13 protein-coding genes are annotated in these 14,886 nt (G+C 56.2%); 1 reads left to right on the top strand and 12 read right to left on the bottom strand.

Annotated features, from left to right (window positions below; genetic code table 11):
* Positions 1 to 16 precede the first annotated feature (16 nt).
* The 3 genes from Pla100_RS00705 to Pla100_RS00695 form a co-directional block, all read right to left on the bottom strand.
* Complete coding sequence (locus Pla100_RS00705) at positions 17 to 949, bottom strand: metallophosphoesterase (protein WP_146575791.1); 933 nt, start codon at positions 947 to 949, stop codon at positions 17 to 19.
* Positions 950 to 1,049: 100 nt separating this feature from the next.
* Positions 1,050 to 2,534 (bottom strand): GntP family permease, encoded by a 1,485-nt coding sequence (locus Pla100_RS00700; protein WP_146575790.1) that lies wholly within the window; start codon positions 2,532 to 2,534, stop codon positions 1,050 to 1,052.
* A 111-nt stretch (positions 2,535 to 2,645) separates the two neighbouring features.
* Entirely contained in the window at positions 2,646 to 4,685 is a 2,040-nt protein-coding gene (locus Pla100_RS00695; RefSeq protein WP_146575789.1) for a hypothetical protein, read from the bottom strand.
* Positions 4,686 to 4,720: 35 nt separating this feature from the next.
* Here Pla100_RS00695 and mnmG point away from each other — a divergent pair, with 35 nt between their 5' ends.
* Positions 4,721 to 6,634, top strand: a complete 1,914-nt coding sequence (mnmG, locus tag Pla100_RS00690; RefSeq protein ID WP_146575788.1) for a tRNA uridine-5-carboxymethylaminomethyl(34) synthesis enzyme MnmG — start codon at positions 4,721 to 4,723, stop codon at positions 6,632 to 6,634.
* Positions 6,635 to 6,759: 125 nt separating this feature from the next.
* Here mnmG and Pla100_RS00685 read toward each other — a convergent pair whose 3' ends face one another.
* The 9 genes from Pla100_RS00685 to Pla100_RS00645 form a co-directional block, all read right to left on the bottom strand.
* Complete coding sequence (locus Pla100_RS00685; RefSeq protein WP_146575787.1) at positions 6,760 to 7,026, bottom strand: hypothetical protein; 267 nt, start codon at positions 7,024 to 7,026, stop codon at positions 6,760 to 6,762.
* A gap of 8 nt (positions 7,027 to 7,034) precedes the next feature.
* Complete coding sequence (locus tag Pla100_RS00680) at positions 7,035 to 7,520, bottom strand: phage holin family protein (RefSeq protein WP_146575786.1); 486 nt, start codon at positions 7,518 to 7,520, stop codon at positions 7,035 to 7,037.
* Between the two features lies 1 nt (position 7,521).
* Positions 7,522 to 7,734: a hypothetical protein gene (locus tag Pla100_RS00675; RefSeq protein WP_146575785.1), complete on the bottom strand. Its 213-nt coding sequence runs from the start codon at positions 7,732 to 7,734 to the stop codon at positions 7,522 to 7,524.
* Complete coding sequence (locus Pla100_RS00670) at positions 7,721 to 8,131, bottom strand: hypothetical protein (RefSeq protein ID WP_146575784.1); 411 nt, start codon at positions 8,129 to 8,131, stop codon at positions 7,721 to 7,723. The genes Pla100_RS00675 and Pla100_RS00670 overlap by 14 nt, the downstream gene beginning before the upstream one ends.
* A 2-nt stretch (positions 8,132 to 8,133) precedes the next feature.
* Entirely contained in the window at positions 8,134 to 8,565 is a 432-nt protein-coding gene (locus Pla100_RS32335) for a CsbD family protein (protein WP_146575783.1), read from the bottom strand.
* A gap of 206 nt (positions 8,566 to 8,771) precedes the next feature.
* The gene (locus Pla100_RS00660; protein WP_146575782.1) at positions 8,772 to 10,517 is read right to left on the bottom strand and encodes a SulP family inorganic anion transporter; all 1,746 of its coding nucleotides are present in this window, start codon (positions 10,515 to 10,517) and stop codon (positions 8,772 to 8,774) included.
* 548 nt (positions 10,518 to 11,065) lie between these two features.
* Entirely contained in the window at positions 11,066 to 12,445 is a 1,380-nt protein-coding gene (locus Pla100_RS00655) for a sigma-54-dependent transcriptional regulator (RefSeq protein WP_146575781.1), read from the bottom strand.
* Between the two features lie 58 nt (positions 12,446 to 12,503).
* Positions 12,504 to 13,868: a two-component system sensor histidine kinase NtrB gene (locus tag Pla100_RS00650; protein ID WP_146575780.1), complete on the bottom strand. Its 1,365-nt coding sequence runs from the start codon at positions 13,866 to 13,868 to the stop codon at positions 12,504 to 12,506.
* 78 nt (positions 13,869 to 13,946) lie between these two features.
* Complete coding sequence (locus Pla100_RS00645; RefSeq protein WP_146575779.1) at positions 13,947 to 14,861, bottom strand: YihY/virulence factor BrkB family protein; 915 nt, start codon at positions 14,859 to 14,861, stop codon at positions 13,947 to 13,949.
* Positions 14,862 to 14,886: the final 25 nt, after the last annotated feature.

Genomic DNA, 14,886 nt, shown 5'->3' with positions numbered 1-14,886 from the left:
GCCTGCCGGGTCTTCGCTATCGATGCGACCCAGCCTGCGTTCCTAACTCAAACACATTCACTTCGGGGCGGCAGTTGAATCTTGCTTGCAGGCCATATCCGATCCCGCGGCTAATGTGGAGTTGTCGGCCCGAACCGACGTCGTAAAAGCCGCTGACGTAGCGATCATTGCGAACCGGGAGTTTGGGCGGCTTCAGGAACGGAGGCTTGCACTGGCCGCCGTGTGTGTGCCCCGCCAAGATCACGCCCTGGAAATCGCCCCAGACCGGTTGGTCGACAACGTCAGGATTGTGGCACAAACAAACTGACGCTCGCCCGGCATTGGCCTGCTTGAGGATCTTGGACGCTTGGAACTTTCGACTCCAAAAGTCATCCAGACCAAAAACGTCCAGTCCGTCGAGTTTGACTAGCTGGTCACGAAGGACCTCGACGCCTAATTTCGACATCGTCGCTTCCACCATATCGGCCACGTGATCCTCGCGCCATCGACGCCCGTAGTCGTGGTTGCCGAGACACGCGAGCGTCGCAACCGATCCCAGTTTCAATGGCGACAACAAGCGAGCGATCGTTTGATCAGAACCGGCAAAATGCGAGTCGAGGATGTCTCCGGTAATCACCAGCAGATCGGCTCGCAGCTCGTTGACCGTTGCCACCACGGATTCCAGGTAGTCTGGATCGGTGCTTCCGATGTGCAAGTCGGACATTTGCACGATCGTTTTTCCTCGCCAAGTCGAGGGCAGGTTCGGGATCGCTAGCGGAGCATAGTTCACCTGTAACCAATGCGGTTCCCACCACCGCGCCCAACTGAACATCAATGCCGGCGAGGCAAGCACGCCGCCCGCCACTGCCCGAATCGCCCGACGACGGGTCATCGCAGGAAGGTGAAACGCGGTCCGTCCATCGGGTATCGATGGAACCTCGGGTGGCGGTTGATTGGAAAAATCTTTCATCAAACCCTGGAAATGTCAAAAACTCCGGTAAAGCCGAACTTGGTTTCACTCACATCGACAACCCTCACGTTCACGTTCAGCGGCAAGGCCCCAAGGGTAATTAAACTGCGGGGAAGATTGTGGCCACAACCATGGTAATCACTAGCGCCGAACAGCCCATCGCGATACTCATGGGGGAGATCACCCGCAAAGCTTCCTTTTCTGTCATGCCGCTCATTTCGGAAATTACCCAAAACGCGCTGTCGGTCATCCAAGACACCGGCTTGCTTCCTGCTCCAATCGCCATCGCTAAATAGACCGGGTGAAACGGCAACGATTCACTCATGGCAAAGCCTTGCAAGACGCTGGCCGAGGTGATCATCGCGATCGTCGCGGAACCTTGGACGGTTCGGATCGCAGCGGTGATGGCGAACGCGAGTGGCAGCATCATGACGCCCGGCATGTCGCGGGCGATCGCCGAGACCGCGTCGGCAATGCCGGCTTGATGAAGCATCTTGCCTAGCGAACCGCCCGCAGCGGTAATCAAGATGATCCCGCCCGCCGAAGCGATCGCGGCACCGACCAAGCCCTTGCGTTCTTTCGGATCGACCCACCGCATCAAGACAAACGCGATTACGCAACCGATGCCTAAGGCGATATTCTTGTCACCAAGTGACAAGACAAAATCAACGGTTTCGGACCATGACTCATTGGGTTTCCATTTGGTCGATCGAATTACTGAGCCGATCGTAATCAAAAGTACCGGCAACAGGATCGGTGCAAGTGCCATCGATAACGGAGGTCGGCTGGTGGCGGAGTTTTCCGGATCATCGGCGGGGTCCACTTCCGGTAAATCGTTTCCGTCTTCGTCACGCAACGGCAAGTCGATCGTGCGATTGATCAACCTTGCGAACATCAACGACACGATACTGGTCAAGCTTCCGATGCCCAGCCCGGCGATCAGCATCGCGCCGATCTCCACGTTCAGAATGGCGGCCACTTGCAACGGTCCAGGTGTCGGAGGGATCAACGAGTGGGTGATCGATCCGCCGGCGAGGATCGCAAGAATGAACAAAACGTAGTTCTTCCCTACGCGACGTCGCAAGCTGCGCGCGATGGGGATCATGAGGTAAAAGACCGTATCAAAGAACACGGGAATGCCCAGTACGAACGAGCCCGCCGCCAGCGCTTCGGGGGCACGACGATCACCGGTGACTTTCAACATCGCGGTCACGATCGTGGATGCCGCCCCGGAGTGCATGAGTAAGGCGCCGATGACGCTGGCAAGCGCAATGACAATCCCGATCGATCCGGTCGTGTTTCCGAATTGGGTGGCGACACGACGCGACGCCGACTCCCGTGAGAACGCGTCGGCCTGGGCCTCGATTTGCTCGGCGACGATCGGGTGATCATCCAAGTATTCCGCAGTGATGCCTCGATCTTGGATCGCCTCCTCGCTCGCAAAACGATACAGTTGCGTTTGCGGCGTGAGGACGGCGACAAGAAACGAAGCCGTCAATAACGCCAAGAACGCATGCAAGCGAAATACTAAAATCGCGATCAGAACAAAGCTGATGGCGATCAAACAGAGCCAACCGATGGACAAAACTGATCTCTCGGGTAAGTGAAACGTTCCCCAAGTGGCCCAACGAGCCTTGGCGGAACATTGCTTGTGAGCCGGAAGTTTACCAGCTTCCGCCACTGCCGAGTGAGTGGACTAAGGCGTCGGGATCGATCGGAAAGCTCGGATGCGAGCTCGCGGGGCGAGTCCCCGAGTATCGATCGGTTCCTCCAGCACAAAACCGCCGACGTTGCCGGCTTGGTCGGTCGCGTCGATGCGAAGGTAGATCTGTCGCGGTAACTGCGGATCGGCCGGCCAAACGTAATCGCCAACGTTTCGCAACCCCGCCGCGATGGTCGTCCACGGACCATTGGGCGAGTCGCTGAACGCCAACGCAATCGGCCGTGTCATCAAGTACTCATCTTGGCAACGATACTGAATCACCAACGATCCGGCTCGGTCGCTTTCACCATATCGGGCACCGGTGATGCTGACTTCCGGTTCGGTCTCATCGACCACCACGACGATATCAGGAACATCGCCGGGCAGAGGACTGGGGCTCGCCAACCCGTTGGCGGCGACGACAACAATATTGAACCCGAAGATCCCTTCGCCGTTGGTTTCGATATCGAACGGGCTTTGACGGTCCGGATCGCTGCCCCATTTCTTCCACGTTTGTCCACCGTCGGTCGTACCATAAAGTTCGATGGCTTCCACTCCACGACCTCCGATCGCTTCAATCTCATAGTCAAGACTGAACTGACGACTCTGGCTGTGCCGAACCACCGATCGCTGCGACAACTCCTCGAGGCTCAATATCGGAACCCGCGATCGACTGACTGTGGTTCGTGGATCGGTAAACTTGGGTCGATCCGAATCGATCGGCGACCAAGGCGACGGAGTCGCCGTCGGTTCGGCATCTTGATCAGACGAAACATCGCTCGTTTGCGCAGGCTGATTGGACAACTTGGGTTCCAACGACGATTCGTTCATCGCCGGCCGATTCAGTTGCGTCGGCGCGGGTGGTTGGCCTGTGGGTGCGGGCACCATTTCGGTGACCGAGGGTTGATCGAGCGGTCGCATCGCATCGGCAGCGGTTCGGGGACGCTTCTCCGGCTCGGCCGCCGGTGCAGACAAGTCCTCGACAGCGGGGGCGGTTTCAGGCAACAACTCGACGCCTGAAAAAGAATTCGATCCAGGTAACGCTCGACCAAAGTCTTGGCTAATTTGTTCGGGGGTCGATGGCGGCGGAAGCGTCTCGGAGTTCCCGGCCACTCCATAAGGTGCGGGGAATCCGAAAGGAGCCGCCGCCAGATGAGCCTGCGGCTTGGCCGGAGTCATATTCGGGACCTGCGCGTGGGTGGTCGATGGCTCTTGGCCTGCTAACGCTTGCAACGCCGGCGTTTCGTCGATCGAGGGTGCCGACGCAAACCGGTTGGGATTCTTGGTCGCGACGCGCGGCTTTTGAATTCGCTTGGTCACGATGGTTTCGTTGCCCGCCCGATCGAGCACCCGCAAACGCAGTGAAAGCTCTTGCCAACGATCTTGGGGTTCGAACACGAACCGTCCGCCCTGGGCGGTTCGCGAAATCGACGCCGTCTGCCACTGCCGGGTTACGTCGGTGACGTAATGGATGGACATCTGGTCCACGCCGGTGGCATCTTCGACAAGAAATTCAGCGATGACTTTGCCTTCGGCGCTAGCATCGGCAACCAACTCCACGACCGGTTCGGTGGTATCGATGGTGACCTTCAGTTCCGGAGCGATCGGTCCAGGAGGATGCGGTCGTCCGCTCGCGTCGATCGTCCGTGTCGCAAACCAATAGGTCCCTTCAGATGTCTCGGAGACTTGAAACTGTCCGACACCGGGAGCCTGGCGGTCGAGCAATTGCCATTTCCCTTGAGGCAAACCAGGGTTCGACGGCGACGGCGTTGCGGCCATGTAAAGGTGAACTTCTTGGGGCGGCGAGCCGCTCTTGGCGATGTTGAACGGAATCTGAAACGATCGCGATCCCAACACCACATCGGTCACCTCGCCGCAGACATGCGAGGCTCCACCGAATCCCCCAATCCCTGCGGTCAGTCCCAGCGCAATCATGAATCGGGCACGACGATTGGCGACCGAGCCGAACGGACGGACCGCCCGATTTTGACTCTGATTCGAAACAGCGGCACTTCGGTCCTGGTCAAATCGCATGTTATGGTCAAAATCAAGGGTCTACGGACAATGCTTTGTATCGGTTATCGGCTTTCACCCACCTGGGACTTCATCTTTTGACTCACCACCAACCTCAAAATCGCTACGACTATGACGTGATCGTCATCGGAGCCGGTCACGCGGGAACCGAAGCCGCCGCCGCCGCCGCCCGACTGGGGGCCAAGACTGCGTTGCTAACCACCAATCTGGATACCGTCGGGCAAATGTCATGCAACCCGGCCATCGGCGGCGTCGCGAAGGGGCAAATCGTTCGCGAAGTGGACGCATTGGGGGGCTTGATGGGAGAAGCCATCGACGCGACCGGCATCCAGTTCCGCATGCTCAACCGCCGCAAAGGCCCCGCCATGCACAGCCCGCGGGCGCAAGCGGACAAGAAGGCGTATCAAAACCACATCAAATGGCAGATCGAGTCTCAATCGAATCTGGATCTGCGGCAAGAAACCGTCGAAGACCTACTCACCGAACCGATCACCGAAGCCGACCAATCCGCACGCGAGCACGCCCAATTGGCCGGGCACAAGATCGTCGGCGTTCGCGTGCGAGGCGATGCCGTTTACTATGCGTCTGCGGTGATCCTGACGACGGGAACGTTCTTGCAGGCGATCATGCACACGGGCGAAGCTCAAAGCGCCGGCGGCCGGGCGGGCGAAGGCACGACGACGGGGATCAGCGGTGCACTCAAACGCCTCGGTTTCCAACTCGAACGATTCAAGACCGGCACACCGCCGCGGCTCAACGCCCGCACGATCGACTACAGCCGGTTGGAGATTCAACCCGGTGACGAAGATCCCCAGCCGTTCAGCTTTCTGACCGATGCGATCACGACTGAACAATTGCCATGTCATATCGCGCACACGAACGAAGCGGTCCACGATCTGATTCGCGCGAACCTTTCTCGCGCGCCAATGTACAGCGGCCAGATCGACTCGCGTGGGCCACGCTATTGTCCGTCGATCGAGGACAAGGTGGTTCGGTTTGCGGACAAAACGAGTCACCAACTGTTCTTGGAACCGGAAGGGTTTCAAACTCACGAAATCTACGTCAACGGGATTTCGACAAGCCTTCCGCGAGACGTCCAAGATGCCATGTTTCGCTTGATCCCCGGCCTCGAGAAGGCGTCGATCATGCGGTACGGATACGCCGTGGAATATGACTACTGCCCGCCGACGCAGTTGTGGCCTCATTTGGAATCCAAGGCTGTTTGTGGTTTGTTCTTTGCCGGACAAATCAACGGCACGACCGGTTACGAAGAAGCCGCCGGGCAAGGTTTGATCGCCGGACTAAACGCCGCCCGCACGATCGCTGGCCGATCGCCTTGGGTGCCTTCGCGCCAAGATGCGTATCTAGGTGTGTTGGTCGATGATCTCGTCACGGCCGGAACCGATGAACCTTATCGCATGTTTACCAGCCGCGCTGAATACCGACTGTTGCTTCGACAAGACAACGCGGACCGTCGATTAACGCCTCAAGGTGACGAGCTAGGTCTGATCAGCACACTACGTCGAGAAAAGTTTCAAGACAAGGTCGCTCAAATTCAACGCGGTCGCGAACTACTGCACCAAGGTCGAGTTCAAGGAACGCCCGCCGACGTTTATTTGCGGCGACCAGAAGTCACATGGGACGTGATCTGTGAATCGGTTCCGGAATTGCAATCACTTGATTCGAATGCCGCCGAACAATGTTGTATCGACATCAAGTACGCCGGGTACATCGATCGGCAACAACTCGACGTTGACAAACAAAATCGGTTGAGCGAGAAGAGAATTCCAGCGTCGTTCAATTACGACCGAATCGTAACGCTAAGGAATGAAGCTCGAGAAAAATTCACCCGAGTCCGACCACTCAGCTTGGCTCAAGCTAAACGAATCAGCGGCATCACCCCCGCCGATATCGCGCTTGTCCTCGCCCATCTCGAACGCAAATCATAAGTCTGCCAACGCGTCCAAGGTAGGCTGGGTCGGAGCCGCTTCGGCGGAGACCCGGCAGCGCTTTACTCGTCAGGAAATGCACCACATGTTCGCCGCCAATGCGTTCTCCTCACCATCCCGCGATTTTATGGCTTCAGCTTCCAACCGACCACAACGCCCAACGCAAACATCCAACAGGCGGCGACGTCTGGTTTTTCGCGTGCGTAATCTTTAGCGATCGAGAAGAGATCACGAGCCGGTTCGCGCACAAAGTGCTGCGCCGCATCGTGCCCATACACACTTGCAGCATTGGCAACTCGTTCGGCCGTATGTCGGGCTTGTCCGGCCATATCATGACCGACATTGGGTTTGGATTGATGTTGAAATTCGGCACTGGTTTCTGGCGTAGACATATTACTTCCTATTGGTAGGTGTGAGAGGGGTTTCGTTGGTACGTCGTTGAACTGGTTTCGAGGTCGTTCGTCGCGAAGGACTCTGCCCGGATTTGATTGCGTGGTGATGTCGATGGCGAAACCAGAGTTGCTTTGAGCCCGCGAAGATTCTCCCCGAATTCCGATTTGGTTTCGGCAATGGCAGCACCAGCCGACTGAATCGATTTCAAAGCAATCCACAACATGACCCCGACGATCACAAACACCACCGTCGCGGCGATTAAGAGCGAAAGTCCGATCGGCAACTCGCTCAGGTCGTGCAACGCCAATCCGAGTCCCGCGATCAAGACCGTCAGCGCCGATGTCGCGAGCGTGGCGGCCACGGCGGACAAGATCAACGCGCGGACCAATTTCGTTCGTGCTGCTTGGCTGTCTACGGACAATAGTTGCCATTGCAATTCCGCCAAATCCAAGATGTCACGGGTGACACGTTGGAAGCTATGTACATGACTCATTTCAAATCTTTCGTTTGACTATCCAGCCCAACGCCATGCCGATCAACGCTGCCGATGCGAGCACCACAGCGGGACGCTCCTGGGTCAGCCGAGACATAAAGGAACGGTTGTTCTCGATGGCGACTTGGTGGTAGTGATGAGATGCGGAGGTCGGACCGACACGTGGTGGCGTCGGTTCTTGTTCGTAGGGCGGTCTGGTTTCAATGGCGATCATGTGATTTCTCGTGAGGCAAACTGAATCGTTGTGATACCTGATGGGCGATCACGGTGGCGGCTTGCTTCATCGCCATGGTTGCGATCGCGCCGCCGATACCCCCGATTAATCCTCGCTTGGCTGGCTGCGGCCGCAAGGCGTCGTCGCCTTGATTGCCGAAGTCATGATGAATGACCTTCACTTCCGATTTTTTTCGATGAGGTACCATTACATAGCCGACGACGACGGCGGCACCGACGAGCAGCCATGGATAGCGGCCCATGTGATACCTCCAATCCGACAGCTCCCGCGCACTTTGCCGCGCCACGTCCACGTCATAGGGAAGTTGCGTGCGGATCTCTTGCATCCGTTGCTTGATCGCGGCGGCCTGCTTCTTGGTCGCGAGCGTATTTGACATGCCTATCGCTTCCGGTTCATAAAGACCATCGCGCCGGCAAAGATCCCGACGCCGAATGCGATCGCGAGAGACTCAAGTGGACGGGTGCGAATCGTTTCGTTGATCCGAGCCGAATACTCACTCGACTGGGCCGCAAACTGTTGAGCTCGCTCTCGTGTATAGGCGGACGCGTCGGCAGCCAATTGTCCGGCAACGTCGGAAAATTCGTTAAACTTTTGAGACGCTTGATCGGCAAGACTCTCATTCAAGATGTGATCGAGAAATGTCTCCACCTCAGCTCGTGCCGCACCGGTCTTCTCTTGAACAACGCCAACGAGTTGATCGGCGGAGCCTTTGGCACGTTGCAGGTCGTCTTCGGTCAATTGCCCCCAATGTTCTTTTAAGCGGCCTTTGACTTGATTCCAGTGCCCTTGTAGTTCTTCACGATTTGACATCGTTGGGTATCCTCTCTTTGCGTACAGATCGCTCACCGGTCGATGAGTTCAATGCGTAAAGAGAAGCATCCGCTGTGCCAAAGCTCGATTCTTTGTTGGATTCGTCGCTTCAGCACGCAAAACGCGTCGGCAAGCGGTCAACGTGAACGGCTTTCGACCAACCTCGCGGTGCGACTGGGCTTCGCCGTCCAAATTTTGTTGAGGCACTAGATGAGCGACTCGGCCAGCTTACGAGTTGCCATCGGATGGTCGGACAACGATTTATGATTTTCCAAACCGATGACGTCCAATTTCAATCCGCCGCGATGAAACTCGTCTTGAAGTTCGTGAAGGTTTTCCATCACGCTATGATCGACCAAGTGCGTATTGGTAAAGTCCAATGTGCAATTCATCCCATGAGTCAAACTGGCATTCACCAATTGGCGACGAAACGAGATCCAATTGCTAAATACTGCGGACTGCGATGCTCGCACTGATACGTGATCGGGCGAGTCTTGGTGGATGTCTAAGTCCGGCACGAACCATGAACGCGGTGATACTCCATTGTAACAATGGATGGCGAACTTGGTTGCGATCCCGATGCCGATCCCGATCAACAGATCGGTTGCCAAGACCGCCACAATGGTCGTCACAAAGATCACCAACTGTTCTTTGCCGACACGGTAGACATGCAAGAACTCGCTCGGCGAGGCCAATCGGAACCCGGTGAACACGAGCATCGCAGCCAACGAAGCCAAAGGAATCCGGTGGATCAATGCGGGAAGGAACGCGACAAACCCGAGCAAGAATAAACCATGCCACATGTCGGCGAATCGAGTCTTGGCTTGATTATCAATGTTCGCTTTGCTGCGAACGATCTCGGAGATCATCGGCAAACCTCCGATGAACGAGACCACCAAGTTAGCAAAACCGACAGCGACCAAGTCCCGGTTTAAATTCGTCTTGCGTCGATACGGATCAAGCATGTCGACCGCTTTGGCGCTCAACAACGATTCAAGCGAACCGATCAAGGCGAACATCACGACCCATTTCAATGCCGTTGGCAACAAAACGGGATCCATGAACACGGTGAAGTCCGGATGGGCCATCGCGCCAAGCAAGTTGTAAGGAACACTGACAAGGAACTGTTCCCCCATGGCGTATTCGTGATCGAACATCGTGTAGGTGTGTTCGTGAGTCAGGTCCAACGCCATCCCCAAAGGAATCGCTACCAACAAAACCAACAGCGGCGCGGGCAACGATGCGACCAGTCGATTCTTGCTGTGAGCCTTCCAGAACGCCATTGCGAACAAGATAAACAAGCTCACCCCGCCGATGATGGCAATCTGTGGATTGGCACTCATCATCAGGTGTGGTAACTCGCGAATGATCTCAAGCGGCTCGCCTTTGGCGGACTGCCCTACGGCAACAGGTAATTGCTTGACCATGATGATCAGGCCGATCGCCGCGAGCATGCCGTGAACGGCCGACGTCGGAAAGAAATCGCCAAGTACGCCAGCGCGATACATGCCGAACGCGACCTGGCAAAGGCCCGCGACCACCCCCACGGCGAGCGCCATCTGATAGGCACGACTATCGGCGACGGGATCAACGCCGCCGGTGTAGCCGAAACTCGTAACCGCCCCGAGCACGATCACAATCATTCCCGCCGCAGGTCCTTTGATTGTCAGTTCGCTGTTGCTGATAAACGTAGTTAGGATCGATCCGACTATCGCCGTGAAGACGCCCGCGATGGCGGGAAAACCCGATGCCAAGGAAATCCCAAGACACAACGGCAGGGCGATGAGAAACACTAATCCGCCGGCCACCAAGTCATACTTGAAATAACGACTGAAGCCGGCCAGATTGCCTCGTGGCGGCTCGGCTGGGGAATGTCCAAGAGTGGGCTCGAGCGGATGGTCCGAATGGGATGATGAAGCGGATTCGGAAGCTTGGTTCGAATGGGGCGTCATGGTGACGTCAGCTTGTGCGGTGAGTGCCAGAGAATTCGTTCGCCGTATTGGCGAACGGCCAAAGCAAAGCACGGGACGTACCAAGGATCCCTTCACCATCCATCAAGAGGGCATTTCACGCGATTTCCTAAGCATTTTTGCGGGTAAAAAAGTTAGCAGAAAGAAACGAATATCGGCTCGAGACGGCTCGTCTGCAAATTTTTGCCGACCTTCATGCACCCGATTGCACGTTGTTTCCTGATGAGAAGTATTCGGCAATTCTTGTGAGCCGATGCCGCTAGCCACATTTGACTTTAGGGTGTCAGCAGCGTGGCTCGACGGTCCTCCGTCGAGAATCACGGTGGGGACCACCGTGCCACGTTTTAAGCGAACCCTCATTTTGAATACTGACGAAGCACTAGCGGGCTGTTGATTTAATCGTGACCCGAAGCGTGAGCGAGGGATTCAACTCCATTAAAACCTCTTTATATATCCCTCGCTCACGCTTCGGGTTACGATGCAAACCAAAACAACAGCCCGCTTGCGCGTCGAGCAATGAACTATCCAGGCTAGTGCAGCCCGTAGCGGCCCATCTTGTAATGCAATGTCCGGACGCTGACTCCCAACCGTTTCGCCGTGTTTTCGCGATGGAATTCGCATTCGACCAAAGCGGATTGGATCATCTCTTTTTCTCGAGCTTCCACGGCATCTGTCAGTGTCGCGTATTCCCGAAGCGGCTCGCCGCCGCTCCCTTGCGCTGCGATGCCAGCTTGAATCTCAGGCGGCAATTGCTCCGCTTCGATGATATCGCCAGTGTGAGTGACCACCATACGTTCGACGAGATTGCGGAGTTGGCGGACGTTACCGGGCCACTTGGCGTTGACCAACGTACGCATCGCCTCGGAGGTAATTTGTTTCATTTCACGTCGGTGTCGGCCGCAAAAATGCTTCAAAAAATGCTCGATCAGTAATGGGATGTCGTCCCGCCGCTGTCGCAATGAAGGGACTTCAATCGGGATGACGTTCAAGCGGTAATACAGATCGTCGCGGAATGAGTTCTCGTCGATCAAAGTTTGCACCGATTTGTTGGTGGCCGAGACGACCCGGGCGTCGGCCTCGAGAACGGTTTCGCCACCGACACGAGTGAAGCGACGTGTCTCCAAAACTCGCAAGAGATCGACTTGGCTCTTGGGCGACATTTCGGTGACCTCGTCCAAGAACAAAGTTCCACCTGCTGCTTGTTCAAAGCAACCTGGCTTTTGTCTTGATGCGCCGCTGAAAGAACCTTTCTCGTGTCCGAACAACTCGCTCTCGAGTAGCGTTTCAGGTAGGGCACCCAAGTTGACCGCAATGAACGGGCCGTCGGAGCGGTCGCTCAAGTCGTGCAACGCTCGGGCGACGAGTTCTTTGCCCGTTCCGCTCTCGCCGTGAATCATCACGGTCGCCTCCGTTGCGGCGACCTGTCGAATTTGATGCAAGACATCCTGCATCGGGGCACATCCGCCGATGATGCTGGACAGTTCTCCGGCGTCGGCCAGACGTGTCCGCAATTGTACGTTCTCGGTTCGCAACATCAGATGGTCGCGGGCCTTGCGAACCTGTTGCCGAACTAAGTTCAAATCTAACGGTTTGGAGATGAAATCGAATGCTCCGGCTCGCATCGCATCGACGGCCGTTTCGACGGTCCCGTGCGCGGTGATGACGATGACCATGACGTGTGGCTTTTGTTGCCGCATCCGACGGACCAACTCGATTCCATCGATGTCGCTGCCAAGACGGACATCTGCGATCACCAATTGGTAATTCCTGAGATTGAACTGTTCGATCGCCTCATCGGCGTCGGCCGCTAAGTCCGCCGCGTCGACTTCGTTGACCAATCCTTTGGCCAATCCGGATCGGATGTTCGGTTCGTCATCGACGATCAAAACGCGAAACTCGTTTTCGTTCATATGATTGGGTCGGACCTCAATTGAGGTTTCACAGATTGTAGAATTGAGGTTTTCGGGCTCAGGAGGACTGCAACGGCAAGCGGATCGAGAAAACCGTTCGGCCGGCTTGCTGGTCGGTTCGCTCAGTGGATTGGAAGTCGATGCTGCCGTCGTGTTGGCGAATGATCTTATCGCATAACGCCAACCCCATTCCGGTGCCTTCGTTGCGAGTCGTGAAATACGGGTCAAATATTTTGGACTGAATATCTGGCGGGATGCCGTTCCCGGTATCGGCAACGTCGATGCGGACGCAGTCGCTCTGACGGGAAACGGAGAACGTCAGGACGCCACCCTCGGGCATCGCCGCCATGCCGTTGAGAGCCAAGTTCAAGAGTACCTGCTCGATCCCGACCGAATCCGCTTGGATCAATCCGACGATTTCCTTTGGTAACTCAACACATAACTTGACACACCGCTTCTCGGCTTCAGGACGCAACAGTCTCACTAGTTTCTCGATCAGCATCGGCACGTCCACGCTACTACGACCAATCTGGGTTGCGGTGGCATAATTGCGAAAACCATCAAGAACATTGTTGATTCGCTTGACTTCGGTATGCAAGACGTCGAGCGACTCGGTGACCTCGGTGTCGTCATCTTTGGTGGCGAAGCGTTCGCATAGGAGTTGAATATGAAGCGACAACGCGCTCAGCGGGTTTTTGATTTCGTGTTGCAGTCCCGCCGCGAGCGAACCCAGCCCCATGTAGCGTTCCATGCGTCGCAACCGCTCTTCGATCAACGCCTTTTCAGAGACGTCGCGGACATGAATGACCGTTCCGATTTCATCACTTCGGCGATTGCGAAGCAGCGTACAACCGGCACGCAAGGTCTTGCGATGTCCGTTTTGGTGGACCACGTAGTCGCGATCACGAATGGGGTGGTGATACGTGCCGACTTCTTCGCAAATCGTAGCCAGCAGTGCGTGTTGTTCATCGATCGCCGACAACGGACGCCCGATAAAGTCGTCGTCGCATTGCAATAGATTGCGACCACTTGGGTTGATGCTTGTCATCTTTCCATTCCGATCCGTGGTGATGACGCCCGCATCCATACTGGCCAAAATGTCCGTCGAGTAGACCTTCACGTCCCGGAGGTTCTGCTCGCTGCTGACGTACCCACGTACAACGACGGCAAATGCGATCGTCGTCCCGACCGCATTGAGGACTAGCAAGAACGACAGACTGCTCTGAAGATTCAAATCGCCGGAGAGTTCTTCGGCGACGGCGAGATCGCTTTCGGGAAGATGCACGATCAACCGCTGAAGGATTTCCTGCTCTCGGTTTACGTTCGCGAGCAGGTACGCGGTCACGATCAACGCGATGAGACTCAGAACGGCCAGCCCGGCGGCAAACCGCCGCACTCCACGTCCATCTTGGATATTAAACATGATCGTTCCCGAGTCAGATAACTGAAATTGACAGCTATCCTAACTGACGGGGCTCCGAACACGTACACCGGATAAGCTCTAAGTCGGCTGACGTTGAATCTTCTGCGAAACGCGAACGGCGTTGGGTTCCGGGCGAATACCGTGACCGTAGCGGACGGAATACACCTGAGTCGCTTCGGCTCCGAGCAAAACGATCATCGAAGTGTAATACACCCAAATGAGCAGGACCGCGAGCGAAGCCGCCGCGGCGCTAAATTGGGCCGCCGGGTCGCTGTACGAAAAATACCACTGCAACGCGTAGCGTCCGACGATAAACAACACCGTGGTGATCGCCGCGCCGACTAGCACGTCACGCCAGCGGACGACCACGTCCGGCATGAATTTGAAAATCGACGCAAAGACGACCATCACGACCAACGCTTGAACGAGGAAGTCAATCGTTCCCATGATCGTTTCGCTCATGCCGATCCACCGAGAAACCTGTTCTCCCACGGCGGACAGGATTGACGACAGAATCAATGAAACGAGCAGCAGGAAGCCGAGGCCGAGAATCATACCGAACGAGAGCAATCGTTTGAGAAAGATGTCCTTGATCCCGGTCGTTTCTGGATCTGGTTTGACCTCCCAGACTTGGTTCAGTGCCGCCTGCAGGGCCGCCACCACGCCCGTCGCCCCGATCACGATGCCGACAAAACTCAACAACGTTTTCCACCATTTTCCGCCGGCCTGTTGGTTGTTTTCAAGAATTTTGGTGATCGCATCGCTGGCCGCCGGATTGCCGAGCATCTGGGACGATTGGGCCTTCAGCACCGACATCGCTTTCTCTTGCGCTTGCTCACCTTCATAGACGGTCGACAAACCAAACGTCAGCACCGTTAGCAGCAAGTACATCAGCGGAGGAAGGGCGAACGCAGTGTAATAGGACAGCGCAGCGGCCAACGTGGTGCAGTCGTTCTTGAGAAACTCGTTGAACGTCTTTTTGAGAAAATCCATAGCCATCGCATCCACTGGGAAGAGA

Source organism: Neorhodopirellula pilleata (assembly GCF_007859915.1).
GTDB classification, from domain to species: Bacteria; Planctomycetota; Planctomycetia; order Pirellulales; family Pirellulaceae; genus Rhodopirellula; species Rhodopirellula pilleata.
This window is presented reverse-complemented; position numbering and strand designations above follow the sequence as displayed.

What these genes read in the sequence shown, in the direction of transcription:
- Pla100_RS00705 (WP_146575791.1), bottom strand. Translation starts at nt 949, where the DNA reads ATGAAAGATTTTTCCAATCAACCGCCACCCGAGGTTCCATCGATACCC.
- Pla100_RS00695 (WP_146575789.1), bottom strand. Translation starts at nt 4,685, where the DNA reads ATGCGATTTGACCAGGACCGAAGTGCCGCTGTTTCGAATCAGAGTCAA.
- Pla100_RS00685 (WP_146575787.1), bottom strand. Translation starts at nt 7,026, where the DNA reads ATGTCTACGCCAGAAACCAGTGCCGAATTTCAACATCAATCCAAACCC.
- Pla100_RS00680 (WP_146575786.1), bottom strand. Translation starts at nt 7,520, where the DNA reads ATGAGTCATGTACATAGCTTCCAACGTGTCACCCGTGACATCTTGGAT.
- Pla100_RS00675 (WP_146575785.1), bottom strand. Translation starts at nt 7,734, where the DNA reads ATGATCGCCATTGAAACCAGACCGCCCTACGAACAAGAACCGACGCCA.
- Pla100_RS00670 (WP_146575784.1), bottom strand. Translation starts at nt 8,131, where the DNA reads ATGTCAAATACGCTCGCGACCAAGAAGCAGGCCGCCGCGATCAAGCAA.
- Pla100_RS32335 (WP_146575783.1), bottom strand. Translation starts at nt 8,565, where the DNA reads ATGTCAAATCGTGAAGAACTACAAGGGCACTGGAATCAAGTCAAAGGC.
- Pla100_RS00660 (WP_146575782.1), bottom strand. Translation starts at nt 10,517, where the DNA reads ATGACGCCCCATTCGAACCAAGCTTCCGAATCCGCTTCATCATCCCAT.
- Pla100_RS00655 (WP_146575781.1), bottom strand. Translation starts at nt 12,445, where the DNA reads ATGAACGAAAACGAGTTTCGCGTTTTGATCGTCGATGACGAACCGAAC.
- Pla100_RS00650 (WP_146575780.1), bottom strand. Translation starts at nt 13,868, where the DNA reads ATGTTTAATATCCAAGATGGACGTGGAGTGCGGCGGTTTGCCGCCGGG.
- Pla100_RS00645 (WP_146575779.1), bottom strand. Translation starts at nt 14,861, where the DNA reads ATGGATTTTCTCAAAAAGACGTTCAACGAGTTTCTCAAGAACGACTGC.